The sequence below is a fragment of the Arcticibacterium sp. GJ41-1 genome (assembly GCF_055808875.1).
In genome coordinates, this window is the sequence record NZ_CM147888.1 from 4192123 (window position 1) to 4214249 (window position 22127).

A 22127-nucleotide genomic window follows, 5' to 3' on the forward strand; every position below is an offset into this window, starting at 1 on the left:
GCTATTCATCCCTTATCTACTTCCAAAAAGTATGTTGTTAATCTTAAAAAGCGAACCTTCCCGAAAGGCCAAAAACGGGTAAGACAAGTCCTGTATAATTGACAAAATTAAACTCCGGTTTCCAATCGGCACTAATGTTTATTGGTATCTCGGTAAAGGTGTGCTCTAATCCCACTATACCATCTACACCTATGTGAAAAACATCATCATGATAGATAGGGTCATAGTTTTTACGTTTTACTGGAGATGCACCTGCATGCCCACCAAAACCGTAATACCATCTCCATCTGGTAGAGTTAAATGCGGGATTGTGCATTTCATAAAGCAGTGTACCTTTTAATCCATTCCCAAAACCACCTACTAGTACCTCAAAGGCCGAACTCCCCCAAGTGTTAAACTTAGCAGAGACTGCCGGTCCATCGGTAAATCTGATACCAATAGCTCCATTGTACTGGGCTTTTGAAGAGACACTTATTAATAATATTAAACTCAGTATAGTTATATGCTTTTTCATAATTTGTTTTTTTCGCGTTAAAATTTAAGAATGGCTCTATTTACCTTTTACTGGTAGTGTACAAGCCTCCTACAAACACAACAAGGCTAAAACCTAGAAGCATGTAACCTTGCTCTTTCCCAGATTTATTAGAGGCATCAAGTTCAAGTCCTAAAACCTCTACCGAAGCATTATTCTTACTGACTTTATTAAAGCCAAAGTAACCTAAAACCAAACTCCCTATGATTAGGAGTATCCCAATTATTTTAGTCGTTTTCATAATATTTTTTGTTTTAAATGAGCGTAATTCTCCTTCCTAAATTGATTTCAATTAAGGTCCATTTTAGATTGTTTTTTATTTCTAAAATAAAGGACGATGGATGTTAAAAGGAGAATTAGCATGTTTTCATAATTTGTGTTGTACCCACTAAGTAAAAAACTTCATTCCCTATACCCATATATGTAGAAAGTGTGGAATTCGATTCCATCATACGAGGTATATGTGTGGTTAAAAGATAAGATTACTGCCATTAATCTAAAGTTAAGAACTCAAATCAGCACTTAGACAAAAAGAACTGATACAGCTAAGCAAACGCATTCTCGCTACATTTTCAATAGGCTTTTCAGCGAAAAACCCTTATTCAGTAAAAAAAACACCTCACTTGTTTTACCTGCGACCATTTATTTTTACTTTTCTGAAAAAATCCAAATCCATTGACTAAGCTACCCCGCATTACACTAATCCTCCTTTATCTTTCTTTACCCTTAATTAGTTTTTCACAAAGTAAATACTCCAACCATTTGTGGGAAATTACAGGAAAGAACTTGCCTGCTCCTTCTTATTTATTCGGGAGTATGCACCTGAATGATAAAGAATTGTTTCAGTTTGACGATTCACTATTTGTTGCAATTAAAAATTGCGAACAAATAGCAGCAGAAGTAAATGTTGTAGACTTGGACTCTCTTATTATTGATTACTTCTATGAAGCGATGATAGAACGGAAGGAAAGAGGGAAAGATGAATCTAATGAATTTAGCAAAGACCTTCAGGAATCTTTTCAAAAGGACGGAATGCCAACATTTCTTGATGGTTACCTCTTTCAGGTGGGTTTAAATTTAGGGCTTGCCCCTCAAGGGTTAGAGGACTTAACTGACCAGTTTAATTTACTAGAAAATTTAAAATCTGAAGACACGAAGTTTGACCGAAATTCAGAAAATTTCATTCGCTTAAAAGAAATGTATCTGAGTAACAACTATCATAAGTTGGAAGATTATACCAAAACCCTACCCGAAACCCACAAGGAAGAACTCGAATTAAATGAAAGGAACAAAATTCAGGCTGATTCATTTGTAGAGCTTGCTCAGCAAAAACCTACCTTTGGAATTGTTGGTGCTGCCCATTTGGCCGGGGGTGGGAATGTACTCTCGCTTCTAAAAGAGAAAGGCTACTCGGTCAGAAGAGTGCTTAAAGGCAAGCCTAATGAAGAAATACACGATACTTATAATAGGGAAAATGATAGCGATTGGATAAAAATAAAAAGTGAAAAATTTCCATTAACTTTCTTGTCAAAAACAAACACTCCTCCAAAAGATTTTCAAGGTATTGGTGAGGTAAGCATGAGTTCGAATATTTCAAGAGGATTAATTTTTCTACAAATGACATTTCCTTCTTTCTTGTCTAGTCCTCAGGTGATAGAAGAAGGATTGGTAAAAGAAATGCTTCATGGAGCAAATAGTGAGAGTAATCTCATTATCTCGAATGACACGCTACGAATAGTTGAGTTCATAAGTACTGCCAATGGCCAACCCACACGTATTAGAATAACACTAAGCCAAATGTACTCTGCCATACAATTAGTCATCGGTTTTAGCGAAGCAACTATGACTTCATCCACAATAGATACTTTTTTTGAAGGCTTAGCATACGCTCCACTATCAAACGAAACAGAGTGGGTAAATAGAAGTAGCGAAAGCGGTGATTTTAGTTTCTTTTTCCCAAAAGGAATAGAATTTAACACCCATGAAAGTACCATGGAAGGGTTTGAAGAGAGAGGCAATGTTAAAATTCATTACGGAATGTATCAAGAACCAGTCTCAAAGGATATGTATATGGTACGATACAACAGTTTAATACCCGGAGTGACTTACCCTAAACCTTATGAGGCAATAAAAGAACAGATAAAATTAGTTGCCATCAATCAAAATGCTACTATTGAAGATTACAAAGAAATAACTGAGGACGGTATACCCACGGCATATGTTATCTTCAATCAATCAGGCGGAAGCAAAAGCTACATTAAAACTATGGTTAGAGGCTCTCGAGCCTTTTTTCTTATGCAAACCACAAAAAAGAACATTCGAGATAAGGCTTTCTTTGAAAATATTAGTTTTAACGATTCTATAAATATAGAGCTTAAAACATTTGCCTATGCCCCTTCGGGTTACAGCGGATTAGTGCTAACTCAAGAATTTAAAGAAGAAACTTATGATGTTTTCAGCAACAATGTAACCAGCTATACTTTTAGTTCAACCCAGGCTGGTGTGGACCTTCAATTAATTTTTACAAAGTTTGGGAAATATAAACACCTAGATGAAAGTAATTTTCAATACACATTTGAAGATTTAAAATCGAATGTAAGTGCTAAAGATTCTATTTACTCATTTTCTACTGGTGTGCTAAATGGACAATGCCCATTTTATGATTTGGTTTATGAAAAGGATTCGAGTTTTGCTGTGACTCGAATAAAGGGCTTCATTTGTAATGGCTTTGAACTTTCTTTGGAAGCAAGTGCACCTTACAGCTTAATAGATAATCCTAGCCTTAATCAAGTTTTCGAATCTATTGATATAGAAATTGACAGTATGGCTTCTACTGCAATTACTCAATCTAAAGCAGAAATACTTCTTTCTGATTTAACTTCAGATGACTCTTTGACCTTTAAAAGAGCCGAGAAAGCATTGCCAATGTATGATGGATTTAGAGGAAAGGATTTTGAGAAAATACTTGAAGCAATAAATAGACAATACTCCTCAAAACAGATTACTTCAGGCTTAATCAATCAGTTATTCGATTTGGAACTTAATGACAGCCAATCAAAAAAGATAAAAGCAGTTTACGACGGCTTAGATGATTCCAGTTTAAAGGAGCTCTTTATCAATAATGAATTAAATCAACCTGACAGTTTGCACTTTGATAGACTATTCCACTTTCTTGAAAACTCAGAAGACTTAGAAGAGTTCATGCCTTATTATTTATATGGTAATTTATCCGATTCTTTAGGTTTAATTAAGCTATACTATACACGAGTTAAAGATTTGATTAATCGAAATATTGCAGAGAACGATGGTATATATTTATTGGCCAATTGGTACTACAGTGATAAAACCCCTAATTTCATTAAGTCAGATGATGTCTGGATAGAGTCTAAAATAAAAGCGGGTATAGACTCTTATATTGCCAATACAGATTCATCCAATTACTCCCCAAACTATGTTGGTCTCTATTTAGAAAACTGTTTGCCTTGCTATCGTGAAAATGAACTGGAAAGAAAGTTAATTGAAAACAATGAATCTTACCCTTTATATATCCTCATTGAAAAAAGGTTAAAAAACAAAGAGAAGATTTCCGCTAAACTTCTTAGAGAAGGATTAAACAGTTACCAAGCTTTTGATATACATAACCTTTATACTCAATACGGCAGAAAATTACCAAAAAAAATGGCCTCAGAAGAAGAGCTGGCAAAGGCAATTTTCATTGCCAAAGCGGTGGATTATGATGATTATTGGGTGGAGGATGTAACATTACTAAAATCTTATTATCTCGGAGAAGACAAAAAAGATAAAATGTATTTATTTAAGTCCAAATTCATTGGTGATGAGGAAAATGTAATAGGCATGATAGGCCCATTTAACAATGGAAAGTTTCAGAAAGAAAAACCACAAATCGCTTTTGACTATATGGAGAAAGGGCTTACGAATGAGCAACATATAGAAAAGCTAAATTCTATTTTTCTCCAATATGGTGCTTATGGAGAATTTTCAAACTATTAATCACTTTTCAAACAATTTCCGTAGAAACCTTTCCTAAAATAGCAATAAGGGTCTTTTATCTACAATTTTGATAAAATCAGTGTTTGCCAGAAGGTTTCCAGTACCTGACATTGTTAAAAGTTGTCTATGTGTTTCAAAACATTCTTCCTTTTAAAATTCACTTTTCAATCTAGAAAAAACTGTCTTAAGACTTTAGCAAACTCATCCGGAACTTCACAGGCAGATAAATGCCTAGCTTCAAGTAAAACTAAACGGGCGTCAGGAATCTTTTCTACCAAAAACTCGGCATGTCTAACAGTAGTCACTGGGTCTTCTTTGCCAGTTATAACAAGTGTGGGTACATTAAGCCCAGCTAACTTTCCTCTAAAATCCACATCTCTTATTGCTGCCGAACAGCTGCAGTAACCAGCCACATTTGTACGTAGAAGCATTTCTTTGTAATCGGCCGTTTGTTTAGGTTGTTCTTTGACAAAATCATCGGTAAACCAAACCGAGCTTGAGCCATCGGCTATGGCTGGCATGCCCTTTTCTCTCAAAGTTCTTATACGCTCATTCCAGCCTTTCGCATCACCTACCTTAGCTCCCGTGTTGCTCAGAGCCAGTTTATAAAATCGCTCTGGATTATTTATGCCTAAGGACTGGCCGATTAAACCTCCCATTGAAAGCCCGCAGTAATATGCCTTTTCTATCTTCAGAATGTCCATTAAATCAATTACATCATTAGCCAAAAGCTCAATGGTATAATCTCCCTCTGGTTTGTCAGAACCGCCATGTCCACGAGTATCATATTGCAAAACTCTAAAATAGGGTACTAAATTATCCCACATCTTCATCTCCGTTCCTAAGGAATTAGAGAAAACAAGTACAGGATTATGCTCAGCACCTTGAATTTTATAATTCGTTTTCATCTGATTTCTAAATTTATAGGTCGGATGTAAATATAGCAGATAACAATGAGTCTAGTTCTATTCAATCCCACAGCCATTTATCAAAATATCGGGGCTTCTCACTCTTTTAAATTCTCCAAAAAACTTGAACTTTTAGTCAAAATTAAAATGCATGAAAATTACTTATTACAGCCTCCATTTTTAATATTTGCCCTTCAAGACCATTGCATCCTGTGTATATGGAAGCTAAAAACCAGAAAGAACCAATCTTAAATATTAAAAACATGATTTTAGAAATTGCCACTTTAGACATCAAAAACGAAGAACTAAAAGCTTTTGAAGCTATTCTACCAAAGGCGAAAGCTGTCATTTCTCAGTCGAAGGGTTTTGTATCCGTAGAATTTCAAAACTGCATAGAAACGCCAACTAAATATTTGGCTATGATTAAGTGGGAAACTTTAGAAGACCACACCGTAGGCTTCCGTGAATCTCCGCTTTTTTTAGAATGGCGTGCTGTTCTTTCTCCTTTCTTTAATTCTGCCCCAAATGCAGAACACTTTAAAGTAACCGAAATCAAGTAAGATTTAGAAACATCAATGTGGCATGACGCATTTTGCTCAGAAAGCCAAAATTGATAATTTACTCGCAAAGCAATGAAAACAGTACTCGTTACAGGAGGTGCAGGAGAAATTGGCTCAGCCATCAGCAAGAAATTTGCTCAAAATGGCTATGCCGTAATCATCACCTATAATACCAATGCCGCAAAAGCAGAAACGGTAAAAGCAGCCTTATCTGGTGACAATCATAGTATTTTTCATGCTCCCAATACCAATCAAGAAAAAATATCTGCTTTAAAAGACTTTGTGAGAGAGAAATACGACAGACTGGATGTGCTGGTAAACAATGCTGGCATAACCACTCCCGTGGCTCATGAAGATTTAGATGCTTTAAGTGATGAGTGGATTGACAAAATAATGCAAACCAATTTTAGAGGAAGCTTTGCCATGGTGCGAGCTTTCAAAGACCTTTTGCTAGCGTCGGCAGCAGAAAAAGATACATCGCTTATTGTCAATATCTCTTCTATTGCTGGTATTTATGGAATAGGCAGTAATGTGGCCTACTGTGCCTCCAAAGCAGCCGTAGATTCTATGACGCGTTCTTTGGCCAGAGCATTGGCTCCTAAAATTCGTGTGGTATCTGTAGCTCCGGGTTTTGTAGAAGGAGAATACACTAAAAGCTTTGACCCAAAATTCCTTCAAAATCAAATGGAGAACACGCCACTAGAGCGATTTGCTCAAGGTGACGATGTGGCAAATGCCGTTTTCTCGGTAGCGTCTCAATTAACTTTTTCCACAGGAAATATCATCACCGTAGATGGAGGAAGGCTCTTGTAAGATTGACTTTGCATTAAAGTAAAGAAAGCTTTAGCAACAGAAAGTACAATTATTGAATCGGCGAAAACCTGAGGTACAGCACCTCATGTTTTTGAAAAACTGATGCCCTAATCTGATTGATGAGCAGATAAAAGTCTAAATTCGTATCAAATTTAAACGTTACCCTATCACATGAAATTACTTTCAGGTTTTTTACTCTTTTTCTCCCTTCAATCGCTTCATGCTCAAGATATAATTAAACTTTACGACGGTGTGGCACCGGGCTCAGAAAACGCTACATGGAAAGAGCAGGTTTCTACCCAAAACATGTTTAACACTGAGGTCATTTATAATGTAACTGAGCCTAGCTTAATGGCCTATTTACCTCCAAAACATCTGACCACGGGTACTGCTGTAATTATAGCCCCGGGGGGAGCATTTCACACATTAAGTATAAATAGTGAAGGTATAGATGTAGCAAAATACCTGAACAGCATAGGCATAGCGGCTTTTGTTTTAAAATACAGAGTAGCACCCAGCTTCACTGAAGACCCAGTAAAAGAACTGATGTCAAAAATGGGCGATTCTAAAAGCCTTGATGCAGAAAATGCACCATATGTTAAACAAGCCACACAAGACGGAATAAAAGCCATGGAGTATGTAAGAGAACATGCTTCGGAAATGGAAATTGACCCAAACAAAATTGGTTTTATGGGCTTTTCGGCTGGCGGTACTTTGGCCATGTCTGTAGCTTATTCAGCTCCGCAAAGCAGCAAACCTAATTTCTTAGCACCCATTTATGCTTACCAACCTGCGGTTCTTGGTTCTGAAATGCCAGCAGCCAAAACACCCATCTTTATTACTGTAGCTGGCGATGACCAATTAGGCATGATGCCAATGAGCATATCTATTTATGAAAAATGGTATGAAGCTGGTCAACCTGCGGAATTACACATTTACGAAAAAGGTGGTCATGGTTTTGGTATGCGTCAGCAGAAACTCCCTGTAGATACTTGGTACGAAAGATTTGGAGATTGGCTTTGGACGCAAGGACTTAGAGATAAAATAAGACCAAGCAAGTATGAAAAAATTTATGGTCAGTGGGAAATAGCTCAAGGAAACAAAGAAGATGGAAACAAATTAAAAAACGACATGGGTGGTATTAAGAGATATGCTGACGCCAATAAAAGAGATAAAGGCAAAAAGATTAAAGCAGTATTGATAGGAGATTCTATCACGGATGCTTGGTACAGCCTAGATTCTAGTTTCTTTCAAAAAAACAACTTCATAGGTCGTGGCATTTCTGCTCAAACATCTTCTCAGCTACTCATTCGCTTCAGGCAAGATGTGATTGACCTAAAACCTGAAAAAGTACTTATCCATATTGGTACCAATGACGTAGCGGAAAACACAGGCCCATACAGTCCAGAATTGACCGTAGGTAATATTGAATCTATGATTGATATTGCTCAAAAAAATGGCATCGAAGTGGTTTTAGCCTCGGTGCTTCCTGCAACCAAGTTTGAGTGGAGACTAGGCTTAGGTGATAAGTCAGACGAAATCTTAAAATTGAACACTCGCCTAAAAGCCCTAGCAAAAATCAGAGGCCTAAAATATATAGACTATCATACTCCTCTAAAAAATGCGGGTAATGGCATGGATCCAGACTTAGCTAAAGATGGCGTTCATCCTACTATGAAAGCCTACGCCATAATGGGAAAACTAGTTTTAGATGCCTTAAAATGAGAATAATTAACGCTCAAAGCTCATTATTTGTCAAATTGACATATAATAGTGAAGTATTGACACAAAAAAATGAAATAAGAGTCAGAAATGGCGTTTATATTTGTGACGTTTTACTAAAAAAATACTTTAAGACTCTATGAAATTCCTAAAATCAAGTAAGTACCTCTTACTTCTTTTGTTTTCACTTGCTATCTTTTCTTTCACTGCAAATTTCTTTTTCGATGAGCCTGAAATCTCCCTAGATTCTTATCAGGTAGAAGAAGGTTTTGAATTAAGCCTTGTGGCGGCAGAACCACATTTTTCAGCACCTGTTACCATGGATTTTGATAATCAAGGCAGAATGTGGGTGGTAGAAATGAAAGGCTACATGCCAAACATTGAAGGTATAGGAGAAGAAGAGCCAAATGGCCGAATAACCATACTAGAAGATTTAGATAAAGACGGCAGAGTAGACCACTCAAAAGTATTTTTAGATGGTCTGGTACTTCCACGTGCCATTGCCCATGCCTATGGCGGACTATTATACACAGATGGTCCTGCCCTTTATTTTGTCAAAATCAAAAACGACAAACCAGGAAAAAGAGTTTTAGTAGACCCTATTTATGCCGATGGTGGAAACGTAGAGCATCAGCCAAACGGATTGATGCTTAACATTGACAACTGGATTTATAATGCCAACACTAATTTTAGATACCGTTTATTGAACGGAAAATGGCTTAAAGAACCAACCTCTTACAGAGGACAATGGGGAATTTCAAAAGACAATTTTGGTAGATTATATTTCAATAATAACTCTAACCAACTGCAAGGTGACCATGTATTGCCAAATACTGTTATTAGAAACCAATTTTATAAACCAACGGCTTCTATTAATCAGCGTATAACAAGAAACAACCGCGTTTATCCTTTACACGCCACATCTGTTAACCGTGGTTATCAAAAAGGCGTTTTGGACGAAAACGGTATACTTAGAAATGTAACGGCATCATGCGGTCCTGTTATTTATAGAGGTGGACTTTTCCCAGAAGGTTATGACCAAAATGCATTTGTTTGTATTCCTGAAGCTAACCTTATAAAGCGAAACATTCTAAACTTTAACGACACCGAAATATCTGCCGAGCAAGCTTGGGATAATAAAGAATTTATAGCTTCTACAGACGAAGGTTTCAGACCTGTCAATCTTTTTAATGGCCCAGATGGTGCCATGTATATTGTAGACATGCATCGTGGTATTATTCAGCACAAAGCATTTATTTCTCAATATTTGACCGAGTTATTATTACAAAAGAAGCTAGATACGCTTCAAAACGCAGGACGTATTTTAAAGGTGACGCATAAGGCTAGTACACCACATACTATTCCAGCTAATTTGTCAAAGCTATCGCACAAAGAGCTAATACCATTATTAAGCAGTTCAAATGGTTGGTTAAGAGACCGAGCTCAACAATTGCTTATCAATAAGAAGAAGAAATCTGTCAAAGGTGCTTTGATGAATCTGGTGGCTATTGATAATGATTTTGCCACTCCTATTCATGCTCTTTATGTGTTAGAAGGTTTGAATTTACTTTCTTTTGAAGATTTGACTTCATTATTAAAGCAAACAGAAAACCCAGAAACAATTGCTCACATATTAAGGTTAATGGAGCCATTTGCTTCGCAAGCAAATATCACAAAAATGGCAGCAATCAGTACTGAAATACTTGCCAAGGCTGAACCAATGAGTGATTTATATTTGGGACTTTCTTTAAACCCTTGGACCAAAATTTCTCCAGCGGTATTCCAACCATTTTTGGCTCAAATATCAGATAGATATACTGAAAACGAAATATTCCAAGAAGCCGTTATTAGTAGCTTAGAAGGGCAAGAAGAGCTTTATCTTAAAGACAATGCTGCCAATATTTTCTTAACTAAGAACCTTGGAAAAACTTTAGAGAATAAAGAGCAGAACAAACCAAACTCCATTTTTGTAAGAGAGTCTGGGAAAGATGATGGCCGTACTAATGGTCTTAAACTTTACAGAAATATATGTGGTGCTTGCCACGGACCTGATGGTTCAGGTATAGAAGGGCTAGCTCCACCACTAAAAGACTCAGAATATATAGATGGTCCTATTCACCGTTTGGCCTCTATTATCTTACACGGAATTAGTGGACCTATTCATGTAAACGGTAAACTTTACGAGCTGAACAATGATATGCCAGCACTATCAAATAATAGTGACATTTCTGACCAAGACGTGGTGGATATTACGCACTTCCTTCAAAATGCTTTTGCGAAAGATTTGAAGCGAATTTCTGTGGCAGACGTAAAAAAGCTAAGAGAAGACAAACCTAAAGGTGGTCTTTATACCGAAAAGGAACTTTTAGAGAAGGAGTTTGAGAAATAGAATTTCAAAAGCAATTTCATCTTAAAAAGAGCGAAAGCCCCTAAACTAAACTTTAGGGGCTTTCTGTTTATATTGCTAATAAATACCGTAATTCAGCACAATAGAATATTAATATGGCTTTAGTAACATCAGGATTTCAGGAAAGACGTAGTACACGGTCTATTATAACCAATAGCATCGTTTGGGCAGTTTTATTCCTTTTGCCCTATGTAAACTTTCTTTATGAACCTGAAAAATGGGCTGACGCCAACAAAGGTTTTTTGGTCATGCAGGGAATATCTACCCTGTTTTTGATGATTTTCTTTTACCTCAACCTCCACGTTTTAGGGCCTAAATACCTTTCAAAGAATAGAAACTGGCTTTTTGTTTCTCTAATATTTTTGGGGCTACTCCTATACATTGCCTTAAACTATTACACCTTTCATCATTTCATAGCCAGCAGTGCAGAGTTTATTGAAAGTCAGAGTAAAAGAAGTCCGGAAGAAAGAAGTGAAAATTGGATTTGGATTCCTGTTGTACTCGGTCCCACCTTGCTTTATTCTATTAATGTTTTAGCGAGTACCATGCTTTATTTGTTTAATGAGCGAAGCAGACAAAAAGAGCTAAATCAACTGGTGGAGTTAGAAAAAACTGCTGCAGAACTAAGCATGTTAAAACTGCAAATTAGCCCTCATTTCTTGTTCAACACTTTGAATAATATTCGTTGGCTGGTGCGTAAGAAGTCTGATTTGTCTGAAGAGGCTATTCTTAAATTATCCGAAATACTACGTTATATTATTTATGAAGTAGGTGACAAAAAAGTAGACATTTCTCGTGAAATAGAACACCTCAAAAACTACATTGAACTTCAAAAACTGCGTTTACCACAGAAAGGAAACGTAGCCTTTACAGTTCAAGAAAATCTGGAATCGGTAGCTATACAGCCTTTACTTTTTATCCATTTTGTAGAAAATGCCTTTAAATATGGAGTAGATAGTAAAAGCGAGCCTGATATTCAATTTGAAATATCTACAGTAGATGATACTTTGACGTTTTCTTCCAGAAACAAAATATTGGTCACATCCAGTAATTTGTCAAACGAGGGCATTGGATTGGTCAACATCAAAAGGCGTTTGGAGCTTTTATACCCAAATAGGTATGAATTGGCTATCAATAATGACTCCGAGTATTTTGAAGTCATCATGAAACTTCAGCTCCATGAAGATTAAATGTATCCTTATTGACGACGAGCCTTTTGCTCTAGACATTCTGGAAGACGACCTTCTTGGCTTTGATAACATAGAAGTTTGTGAGAAATTTTCAAGCCCAGTGGGCGTAGCAGATTATCTTAAAAATGAAAAAGTAGACTTAATTTTCTCGGACATTCAGATGCCTGAAATGCTCGGCACTAATTTCATAAGAGATTTAGAGAATCCACCATTAGTCATTTTCACCACAGCCTATCATCAATACGCAGTAGAAGGTTTTGAGCTAAACGCGGTAGACTATCTTCTCAAACCCATTAGAAAAGAACGGCTCGGTGCGGCTATTGATAAAGTAGTTAATCTCATAAAGCTTAAAACAGCGGAACCAGCTCCTGAAGAAGAAGAAAACCACATCGTAGTTACTTCTGAATATAAAAAGGTCAAGCTTCTTTTCAATGAAATCATCTACATTGAAGGCTTGAAAGACTATGTCAAAATATACTTGGAAAGTAGGGTCTACCCCCTACTCACCAGAAGCAATTTAAAAGGCATGGAGAAAAAACTACCAGAAAGTAAATTTGTCAGAATTCATAATTCTTTCATTGTCAATTCCTCTAAAATCACGGGAGTCAACTTATCAAAACTGACTTTAGGAGCTGTGGAAATCCCTGTAGGGAAGAAGTATATTGATAGTCTTCCTGATATTTAAATTGACTTCTGAACCTCTTTTTCTTTCAAAGTATATTTAAACCTAAGTCTTCTTCTCAACAACTTTCGAATTGAAAAACTAGCGGTTTTTACACATTTTCCTCAAAACCCGATTTCATCGGTATACACTTTTTGTGTATCCGTATACACTCCCACTTTTTCATTTGTAAACAGTCTCCTTAAGGGTATTCCTTTGTCACATGGATTTAGCGAAGCACTAGAAAATTTGCCAAACCAAGACAACAGAAAAACATATACAAATGAAAAATTTACTAACATTATTTTTAACAACACTCATAGGCTTTTCAGCCTTAGCTCAGTTTCCTGGAGGAAACAGACAAGACCCAAACAAAGGACACGTCTTCGGAAAAATCATTGACAATGAAGGAAAACCTGTGGAATTTGCCACCGTTATTATCATGAAAAGCGTGCTAGACAGCACCACACAGTCTCCCAAAGAAATAGTGGTGAAAGCTCAAACTTCTGAAATGAATGGAGATTTTGATTTCTCAGAACTACCAACTTTTTCAAAAATCAGTCTTAAAGTAAGTTCGGTAGGTTTTGCCACTACAGATTTCCCAATAGTATTTGACAAACCTGACATGTCGGGCATGAAACCTGGCCAAAAGCCAGACCCTGCCATGATAGCTAAAATGATGGCAGCCTTTGAAAAGGATTTAGGAAACTTAGTTTTAGAAAACGATACGCAAGTTTTAGATGCCGTAACGGTGACAGCTCAAAAAGCTTTACTAGAAATGGACATTGACAAAAAGATTTTCAATGTTGACAAGAACATTGTTACAGCGGGTGGTACTGCGGTAGATGTAATGAGAAACGTCCCTTCTCTACAGGTGGACATTGACGGAAATGTAAAACTGAGAAACGCTTCGCCAACCTTATTTATTGACGGAAGACCTACCACTTTAATGTTAAATCAAATTCCAGCAGATGCCATTGAAAAAGTAGAAGTCATCACCAATCCTTCTGCCAAATATGATGCCTCTGGAAGTATGGCGGGTATCTTGAATATTGTACTTAAAAAGAACAAAAAAAGTGGCTATAACGGTATGTTTAACATTGGAGCTGACAGATACGGTGGAAGCAATGTAATGGGGAATTTCAACGTGAGACAGGGCAAGGTTAACTTATCTGTAATGGGTATGGGCATGCGAATAAACAATAATGTAGATGGCTATAGCGAGCGTAACAGTGTTATAGAAGGCATTTCGGCTAATACATATCAAGATATTGAAAGCGAGACTACAGGATTACTAGGTTTTGGAAGAATAGGCTTAGACTACTATATATCTAACAGAACTTCGGTTTCATTAGGTGGAGTCATAGGTGGCGGGAAGTTTAGCCCAGAAGAAAACATTTTAATCACAAACACCGTAGGAAATAATACAACCTTAAGCAACAGACTATCAAACTCTACCAGACAGTTTCAGCCAACAGGTTTGCAGTTAGGTTTCAGACATAGTTTCCCTACAGCAGGCGAAGAACTGACCATGGACTTTAACTATTTCGGTGGAACAAACGAAAATAATGGTACATACACCACCAATTACTTGGGCGAGGCTAATCAAATTACCGGTGTTCAAATTCAGAAGAACTTAGGAAATGGAAATAATGGTTTCATGACTTTTCAAACGGATTATGTAAAACCACTTAAGAACAATGGCAATATAGAGCTAGGCGTTAGAGCTCAAATAAACACACTAGAGAACGTCAATGACAATACGCTTAAAGCCATTGGTTCTGATGTCTTTTTACCAATAGCATCGGCTTCTACAAATTATGAAAGCACTAATAATGTGTATGCAGCTTATGTTTCGCTTAGCGGAAAAGTAGGAACAGCGTTTTCTTATAAAGCTGGTGTAAGAGCAGAAAGCTCTTCTTATAAAGGAGACTTGTTAAACACGGGTGAAAAATTCAGCAATGATTATCCTGTTAGCTTATTCCCGTCTCTATTTTTAAGCAAAGACCTTAGCCCTACAGACCAACTACAATTTAGCGTAACCAGAAGAGTAAACAGACCAAACTTCTTCCAGATTATCCCTTTCATTGATTACAGCGATAGCTTGAACATCACACAAGGAAATGCAGACTTAGTTCCTGAATTTACTACCTCTACAGAGCTGTCTTACAGTAAGTCAAAAGGTACGGGTACTTTTCTTACCTCCATTTACTATAAGCACACCAACAATTTAATTACGAGATATCTAAGCCAAGAAATAAACCCAATTAGTGGCAACCTTGATTTGATTAATACTTATGTGAATGCAAACTCTAGCGAAAACTATGGTGCAGAGATAACTTATACCAATAAGATTCAAAAATGGTGGGATTTCACAGCGAATGTAAACTTCTATAACTCTAGAATCAATACGGAGAATATTGAGAACAATTCTTCTCAGGATGCTTTATGGACTACTTTCGGTAAGATTAACAACAACTTTAGTTTGAAAAACAAATGGGTGATTCAGCTATCTGGCGACTATCAAGGAAAAACTAATCTTCCAGTTTCTCAGGGTCAAAGCTTTGGACCTCCTAGTACTGCTCAAAGTTCATCTCAAGGGTATATCGAACCATTTTATGGTGTAGATGTTGCCATCAAAAAGAGCTTTATGAAAAACGATGTGGCTTCTTTAACACTATCTGCCAATGACATTTTCCGTACCAGAGGAAACACGCAAGTATCAAGTGGTGATGGTTTTTCGCAGACTTATTATAGACTGAGTAATCCGCAGCAAATCAAATTGAACTTCTCTTTCAGATTTGGTCAAATGGATGCTAGTATGTTTAAGAAAAAAGGAAACGCATCTTCTATGGAAGGAATGCAAATGCAGTAAACATATTCTGTTGTCGTATATGTTTACATAAAATAAGCCATCTCAGTTTTACTGGGATGGCTTTTGCTTTGAGCCTTTAAGCTTCAATAATATCAACCAGCCTTCTGCATCATACTAAATACAGGCAGGTTTTCCATGATATTGGTTTTTCTATGCTGCAAACCCCAAGTTACCATAGCTTCTAAAACGGTATTTAACTCCCTACCAGAATCTGTCAAGGCATACTCCACCGTTACAGGCGTGGTATTATAAACGCTTCTGCTTATCACGCCATTAGCCTCCAAATCTTTCAATTCTTGAGAAAGCATTCTTGGGCTTATCTTTTCCAGTTCCCTTTCTATTTCCTTAAACCGCTTTTTACCGAAAAACAGCGTTCCTATAATCGGCATTTTCCACTTTCCTTGAAAAACATTCAGCGTGTCTCTCACGGCCAAAACATAGGAAACAGGGCATTTCTTTACATTTTCAAAATCTCTTACACTCTTCAAATTACTCATAATCAAATAACTATACTTTAGTATATCGGTATACAAAAGTATACTGCTATATTTTATATAGCAAAGGTAGGCTACTTTTGAATCATCAAACAAATAAAACAACAACAATTATGATATTAGTAACAGGAGCAACCGGTGTATTAGGAAACGGAGTTATTGAAAACCTTTTAAAAACTACGCCAGCCAATGAAATAGCCGCATTAGTAAGAGATGAATCAAAAGCTACAGACCTTAAAGCAAAAGGTCTAAACATAAGAGTAGGTTCTTATCAAGATAAAGACGCTTTGGCCTCAGCCATGAAAGGAATTGACAAAGTTTTACTTATTTCTTCTAGTGACTTTAATGATAGAATTGGGCAACATAAAAACGTGATTGACGCGGCAAAGAACGCTGACGTAAAACATATTTTTTATACCAGTGTAAGTATTGAAGATATGGATAACTCACCTATCAAACCACTTTTAGGTGACCATTTTGAAACCGAAGACTACATCAAAGCAAGTGGCCTTACTTATACCTTTTTGAGAAACAACCTATACCAAGAAGTAGTACCAATGTTCGTAGGCGAAAACGTTCTTGAAACTGGAATATTCTTCCCAAGCGGTGAAGGGAAAGTAGCCTTTGCATCGCGAGCGGATTTGGCAGAAGCCACAGCTATCATAATAGCAGGCAAGGGGCACGAAAACAAAGCCTATCCCCTTACAGGAAGTAAAGCCTACTCTTTTTCTGAAATAGCTCAAGAGCTTTCAAAAATCTCTGGAAAAGAAGTTGCTTTCACCAGCCCAGAGCCAGCAGTATTCGCAGAAACACTTAAAGGTTTTGGTTTACCAGAACAAATCATCCAAATGTCTTTATTCTTTGGGGCTGGTATTAAAAACAAAGACTTTGAAACAACTTCAAACCACCTTGAAAATTTCATAGGTAGAGAACCCAAAAAGTTAACCGACTTTTTGAGAGAGGTTTATGGTAAATAAAATCATACATACACTAGTTTAAACTCAACAAAAGAGGTTTTAATCAATAATTAAAGCCTCTTTCCTTTTATAGAATTGCTAAATCAGATCTTGTTTTAACCAAGAATTTGAGGTTTATTGAAGCCATAAATAACCTATGAAATTCAGAGTGTACCTATGAGAAAACTTATCACTATCATTTTTTGTCTGTCGCTAAGCAGTTGCTTCGCACAATCGGAAAGCCAAAAGGAAGATTGGCAACAACTTTTTAACGGAAAAGACCTATCAAACTGGGATATCAAAATCCGTAACCATCCTTTAAACGATAATTATAACGAAACCTTTCAGGTCAAAAACCGTAACATAGTGGTGAACTATGACGCTTATGACGACTTCAAAAAGCAGTATGGTCACCTATTTTACAAAGGTGACTTTAGCTATTATAAAATAGCCACGGAATATAGATTTATAGGCGAGCAAGCTCCAAAAGGAGAAGGCTGGGCTTTTAGAAACAGTGGCATCATGATTCATGGTCAGCCTGCTGAAACCATGGGATTAAATCAAGATTTCCCAATTTCCATTGAAGTACAGTTATTAGGAGGCTATGATGATGCCAAACCAAGAACCAACTGTAACTTATGCACCCCAGGAACTACGGTTTGGTATGAAGGCAAATTTGATGAGAGACACTGTATAAGTTCAAATATTCAGGCAGCTCCATTAAACCAATGGGTAAGGGCAGAAGTTGAAGTATTTGGAGATTCTTTGATTCGTCACTGGGTAGATGGTGAAATAGCTATGGAATACGCAAAACCTGCCTATGGAGGCGGCGTAGTAAGCGGATTTAATCCAGAAGACAAACCTGACGGAAACTCACTAAGCCATGGCTCTATTTCTTTACAAAGCGAAAGCCACCCTATAGAATTCAGAAAAGTGGAGCTATTGAACCTTAAAGGATGTATGAATCCTAAGGCTAAAAACTATAAAGATTATTACATCAAAAACGATGAAGCTTCTTGTACCTTCTAAACAGAAAGCTCATTTAGAAACAAATATTAAGGCTAGCCTATTTCTTTTAGGCTAGCTTTAAATTTAAAAGGGCTCATGCCCCCGTGTTTCTTAAAAACACGTGCAAAGTAAGAGTGGTTTATATAGCCCATTTCATCTGCCACTTCGGCTATGGTATTCTCGCCAAAAGTAAGCCGACGCTTACTTTCTAAAACCACTTTTTCTGAGATAAGCTGCGTCACGGTCTTATTCAAAACCTTTTTACATATTCTATTAAGATGCTTTAGTGTTATATTCATTTCAGAGGCATAAAAAGACGGTGACTTTTCTACTTTAAAGTTTTCTTCTAGCAGCAAATTAAACCTATTAAGCTTTTCAGAATACGTATACAAAGACTTAGTTTCTGACAAATGCATTCTAGAAAGTTCAATATGAATTGTATCTATAAGGTTAAGGATTTTATCTTGTTTTAAAGATTGTTCCCCAAGATTTTCCTTTACTAAAAGTTTAAAATAAACCTCTAAATCTGCCATCTCTTGTGACGACAGTTTTATCTCCGAAATGTGCGTAGCAGAATTATAAAAAACATAATCTTCAATTTTCTTATGCCCAAAGTAGAGGTTATAAATCTCCTGTGAATAAAAGACAATGTAGCCATCAATATCTGCAGAAAGCGTCCAGCTGTGAATTTGGCCAGGTTTCATGACAAAAAGGCTCCCAGGTTCTATATCATACGTATCCAGGTCAATTTTATGGATACCGCTACCCGATGTCAATAAAACCATCAAATAGAAATCATGACGATGCGACTTCTCAATAAAACTATTAGCGATAAGGTGTTCTTTAAAAGTGTTGACGTATAAATCATTTTGATACCTTGCCCTATCAAACTTCCGAATCTCATAAACTGGATACCCTTTCATAAATGTCCTAATTGTGTCGAAAGTGGCGATTTATTGAAGCTAAAAAACACTTTCAGACACTTATTTTTGTATAAAAATAAAACATACTATGTTCAAAAGCATTATTTCCGCACTAAATAACAATTGTCCTAATTGTGGTGTTGGAAAAATTTTCAATGTACGTAGCGTAGTCTTCAGTTTAGGTTTCTCAGACATGAGAACTAAATGTGAAAACTGTAATTCTAAATTTGAAAAAGAGCCAGGTTTCTTCATTGGAGCCATGTATGCCAGCTACGGTCTTATTATCGCTGAAATATTCATCACCTATTTCATTTCCAGTTTTTTCTTTGAAGAGTCACTTGACTTACGAATACTCGGAATCATAACAGTAGTTTTATTACTACTAAGCTTTTTCAATTACCGATTCTCCAGAATACTTTGGCTTTATGCTTTTGGGAAGTAAAACCTCAAAAGCAAAATATTGCATGTAAGCTCTTTAGGCACAAATTTGAGAAGAATTTAACATTTCGAATTCCTCTAAATCTACTTTATTTAGGCATTGAAAGATTCGGCAGAAGCTTTAGTACTTGTGTTATGGAAATAATTAAGAATGTTTCTGCAATTGCGTAAAAATGGGGAGTACTTCAGCAGTAGCCTTATGATATTTCAATATTTGTCATAAAAACATGCGTTATTTACATTAACTAGTTTCAGTAAGACTCCATTAGCCATAAAACAAAAAGTACTTATTCTTTTTTGGAGTATGTTGTTTCTCTCCGTCTCTAATTATGAATAAAATCTTCCCCTATTTACTGAGCCTTTGCTTATGCACTTCTGTATTGTTTGCACAAGAAACCAGCAAATACGACGAGCTAGTAACCAAAAGCAAATCCCTACTCTATGACAATCCTGAAGAGGCACTCAAGATTGCCAAAGAAGCTTTCCAAATTAGTAGTGATGAGAGAAAAGGACATGCTAATTTTCAAATAGCCAACGCTTTCGCCAATTTGACTAAGTTTGATTCGTCAAATTATTATCTAGATAGGGCCATTACCGAATGCAAAAAAACAGACAATCAAAGCCTTCTAAGCGGTTGTTTAATATATAAGGCGTCTAACCTAATTTACTTTGGAGAATATGAACCCTCACAGGCCCTTTTTAACGAAGCAAAAACCATTCTGATAGCCAGAAACGACACCAGTAAGCTTGTAGATTTATACCTGAGAATGAGTAATATATTTTTAAGTCAAGACAGGTTAGATGAGGCCACCCTTGAAGTAGAGAAATGTTATGAACTCAGTTCCCAAAGTGGCGATATAGAATACCAAACTTACGCCGCACTTCAACTTGCCATTATTCAAACCAAAATAGGTAATATTGAGCAAGGCTTAGAGATGAGTTTTAGAGCTTTAGAGCTCGCTAAGTCTGGGGGATTTAAACACACAGTTTACCAAGCATATAATAATATTGGCATACTTTATAAAAAAGATGGGCAGTATGAAAAATCCTTAAAAGCTTACTTAGAAGCTGAGCGATTAATGAAAGAGATAAATTTCAAAAGAGGTTTAATGGGCATTTATACTAATAAAGGCTCACTTCTTAACTTAATGGAACGATATAGCGACGCAGAAGAAGAATTCAGAAAGGCTCTAGAAGTTGAAAAGGAGGCTGGGGTAATACCTATGAATAGAGCAGATATACTCGTTAATCAGGCCGACACCTATAGGCACCTAGGTAAAAACACTTTAGCCAGAAAAAATATAGACGAAGGTTTAAAACTGGCAATAGAGTTAGAATCTTTAGATCTACAAATATATGCTTACGAAATAGCCAAGGACATAGAATTAGCCACCGGGAATCCACTTGCCGCTGTGGAGAAAATGGAAGTATTGCAGAGCCTCAAAGACAGTCTTTTCAATACCGAGAAGACAAGTCAGATAAATGAGTTTCAAAGTAAATACGAAGCAGTGGTTAAAGATGCAGAGATAAATGAGTTGAACAAAAAAGCAGAAATTCAGCAACTTAAAAATCGAGGCTTATGGGCAGGACTCATAATGTTAGCTCTCACAGCGGCTTTCGTTATTTATTCTATTATAAGTAAACGAAAAAAGGAAAGAGAACTAGTAGCTAAAGAAAATGCCTTAGAATTAGAAAAGCGTCGAAACACTGAAATCGAACTAGAATCTAAGAAAAAAGAGCTCACCACCAAAGTGCTACAACTGGCCAGTAAAAACGAGTTTCTGTCAAACTTAGAAAACGAAATAGATGTCCTCAAAACCAATATGGATAGCTCTGTAAGCAAAACCTCTGGTCGTATTTCAAGAATGATTAAAAGAGACATAGATAATGATAAACAATGGCTGCAGTTTAGCTCGGAGTTTAGCAGTATTCATGGTGGTTTTTTATCTGCCTTGGCAGCCAAACACGGTAAGTTTTCTAAATCTGAAGTTCGTTTAGTTTCACTTTTAAAAATGAACTTAAGCACAAAAGAAATAGCAGATATTTTAGGCATTTCAAACGAAGGCGTCAGAAAAGCACGCTACAGATTACGGAAGAAAATTGACATTGAAGACAACGAGGTACAAAGCTATTTGTTGAATTTTTCATAGCGTGGTGAAAGCAAAAAGAGGTAAAATAAATCGTCACTTTCTACAATTACTTGTTTTAGGCGAGACGACATATGTTAAATAAAACAGGTTTCTGCCTAGCCTATTAACGACTATATATCATGGCTTTTCTAAAGCCGATGCATACTTAATATCGCTCTTAAAAGGAATCTATAAGGCCGCGAGTCACAGAATTACTTGTTGATTCTTTCTTAAAACCACTTGTCCTTAGTTTATTTACCCTCTCTTAAAACCCCTTTAGGCTATCTAAGAGCACTTTATTTGCTTATTTTCATTTTGTCCGCATTTTGTCCCAGCTCAAATTCTTTAAGCCTTCACTGTCTTTCTACTTTCGGCTATTGAAGCCAAAGGGAATCCTATAAAAATATACATCCGATGGAATCAATTATTTCAATAACGGACCAACAGTGATTGGCCTAAGTGGAAAAATTGATCATGAAAGAAATGGGGTATAGCATTTT

17 protein-coding genes are annotated in these 22127 nt (G+C 36.5%); 12 read left to right on the forward strand and 5 right to left on the reverse strand.

The annotated features are described in order from the left end of the window. Nucleotides 1-43 precede the first annotated feature (43 nt). Nucleotides 44-514: a hypothetical protein gene (locus AC0L6O_RS17270; protein ID WP_473304113.1), complete on the reverse strand. Its 471-nt coding sequence runs from the start codon at nt 512-514 to the stop codon at nt 44-46. Nucleotides 515-554: 40 nt separating this feature from the next. After that, complete coding sequence (locus AC0L6O_RS17275; RefSeq protein WP_473304114.1) at nt 555-773, reverse strand: hypothetical protein; 219 nt, start codon at nt 771-773, stop codon at nt 555-557. A gap of 521 nt (nt 774-1294) precedes the next feature. Here AC0L6O_RS17275 and AC0L6O_RS17280 point away from each other — a divergent pair. Then, complete coding sequence (locus AC0L6O_RS17280) at nt 1295-4543, forward strand: TraB/GumN family protein (protein WP_473304115.1); 3249 nt, start codon at nt 1295-1297, stop codon at nt 4541-4543. A gap of 164 nt (nt 4544-4707) precedes the next feature. On the opposite strand, the gene pcaD is transcribed toward AC0L6O_RS17280, so the two are convergent. After that, the gene (gene pcaD / locus AC0L6O_RS17285; RefSeq protein ID WP_473304117.1) at nt 4708-5451 is read right to left on the reverse strand and encodes a 3-oxoadipate enol-lactonase; all 744 of its coding nucleotides are present in this window, start codon (nt 5449-5451) and stop codon (nt 4708-4710) included. A 263-nt stretch (nt 5452-5714) separates the two neighbouring features. On the opposite strand from pcaD, the gene AC0L6O_RS17290 reads away from it, so the two are divergent. The 7 genes from AC0L6O_RS17290 (at nt 5715) to AC0L6O_RS17320 (ending at nt 15679) form a co-directional block, all read left to right on the forward strand. Further along, complete coding sequence (locus tag AC0L6O_RS17290; protein WP_473304118.1) at nt 5715-6011, forward strand: antibiotic biosynthesis monooxygenase family protein; 297 nt, start codon at nt 5715-5717, stop codon at nt 6009-6011. A gap of 72 nt (nt 6012-6083) precedes the next feature. Next, nucleotides 6084-6824, forward strand: coding sequence for an SDR family NAD(P)-dependent oxidoreductase (locus AC0L6O_RS17295; protein ID WP_473304120.1), 741 nt, complete (start codon nt 6084-6086; stop codon nt 6822-6824). A 171-nt stretch (nt 6825-6995) separates the two neighbouring features. Further along, entirely contained in the window at nt 6996-8549 is a 1554-nt protein-coding gene (locus AC0L6O_RS17300) for a GDSL-type esterase/lipase family protein (protein ID WP_473304121.1), read from the forward strand. A 136-nt stretch (nt 8550-8685) separates the two neighbouring features. Further along, the gene (locus AC0L6O_RS17305; RefSeq protein WP_473304123.1) at nt 8686-10935 is read left to right on the forward strand and encodes a DUF7133 domain-containing protein; all 2250 of its coding nucleotides are present in this window, start codon (nt 8686-8688) and stop codon (nt 10933-10935) included. A 113-nt stretch (nt 10936-11048) separates the two neighbouring features. Then, the gene (locus tag AC0L6O_RS17310; protein ID WP_473304124.1) at nt 11049-12143 is read left to right on the forward strand and encodes a sensor histidine kinase; all 1095 of its coding nucleotides are present in this window, start codon (nt 11049-11051) and stop codon (nt 12141-12143) included. After that, a complete protein-coding gene (locus AC0L6O_RS17315; RefSeq protein ID WP_473304126.1) occupies nt 12133-12828 on the forward strand; it encodes a LytR/AlgR family response regulator transcription factor in 696 nt (231 codons plus the stop codon). Before AC0L6O_RS17310 ends, AC0L6O_RS17315 begins: the two co-directional genes overlap by 11 nt. A 259-nt stretch (nt 12829-13087) precedes the next feature. Further along, nucleotides 13088-15679, forward strand: a complete 2592-nt coding sequence (locus AC0L6O_RS17320) for a TonB-dependent receptor domain-containing protein (protein WP_473304128.1) — start codon at nt 13088-13090, stop codon at nt 15677-15679. Nucleotides 15680-15771: 92 nt separating this feature from the next. Here the strand turns inward: AC0L6O_RS17320 and AC0L6O_RS17325 are convergent, their stop codons facing one another. After that, a complete protein-coding gene (locus AC0L6O_RS17325; RefSeq protein ID WP_473304130.1) occupies nt 15772-16176 on the reverse strand; it encodes a winged helix-turn-helix transcriptional regulator in 405 nt (134 codons plus the stop codon). Nucleotides 16177-16286: 110 nt separating this feature from the next. On the opposite strand from AC0L6O_RS17325, the gene AC0L6O_RS17330 reads away from it, so the two are divergent. Next, entirely contained in the window at nt 16287-17150 is an 864-nt protein-coding gene (locus AC0L6O_RS17330) for an SDR family oxidoreductase (protein ID WP_473304132.1), read from the forward strand. A gap of 156 nt (nt 17151-17306) precedes the next feature. After that, nucleotides 17307-18158 carry a 3-keto-disaccharide hydrolase gene (locus AC0L6O_RS17335; protein ID WP_473304134.1) on the forward strand — a complete coding sequence of 284 codons (852 nt, stop codon included), beginning with the start codon at nt 17307-17309 and terminating at the stop codon, nt 18156-18158. A gap of 32 nt (nt 18159-18190) precedes the next feature. Here AC0L6O_RS17335 and AC0L6O_RS17340 read toward each other — a convergent pair whose 3' ends face one another. Further along, entirely contained in the window at nt 18191-19060 is an 870-nt protein-coding gene (locus tag AC0L6O_RS17340) for a helix-turn-helix domain-containing protein (RefSeq protein WP_473304136.1), read from the reverse strand. 88 nt (nt 19061-19148) lie between these two features. On the opposite strand from AC0L6O_RS17340, the gene AC0L6O_RS17345 reads away from it, so the two are divergent. Together AC0L6O_RS17345 and AC0L6O_RS17350 are read left to right on the forward strand one after the other, a co-directional pair. Then, nucleotides 19149-19502 (forward strand): DUF983 domain-containing protein, encoded by a 354-nt coding sequence (locus AC0L6O_RS17345; protein ID WP_473304138.1) that lies wholly within the window; start codon nt 19149-19151, stop codon nt 19500-19502. Between the two features lie 325 nt (nt 19503-19827). Continuing rightward, nucleotides 19828-21648: a tetratricopeptide repeat protein gene (locus tag AC0L6O_RS17350; protein ID WP_473304139.1), complete on the forward strand. Its 1821-nt coding sequence runs from the start codon at nt 19828-19830 to the stop codon at nt 21646-21648. The last annotated feature ends 479 nt before the right edge of the window (nt 21649-22127 follow it).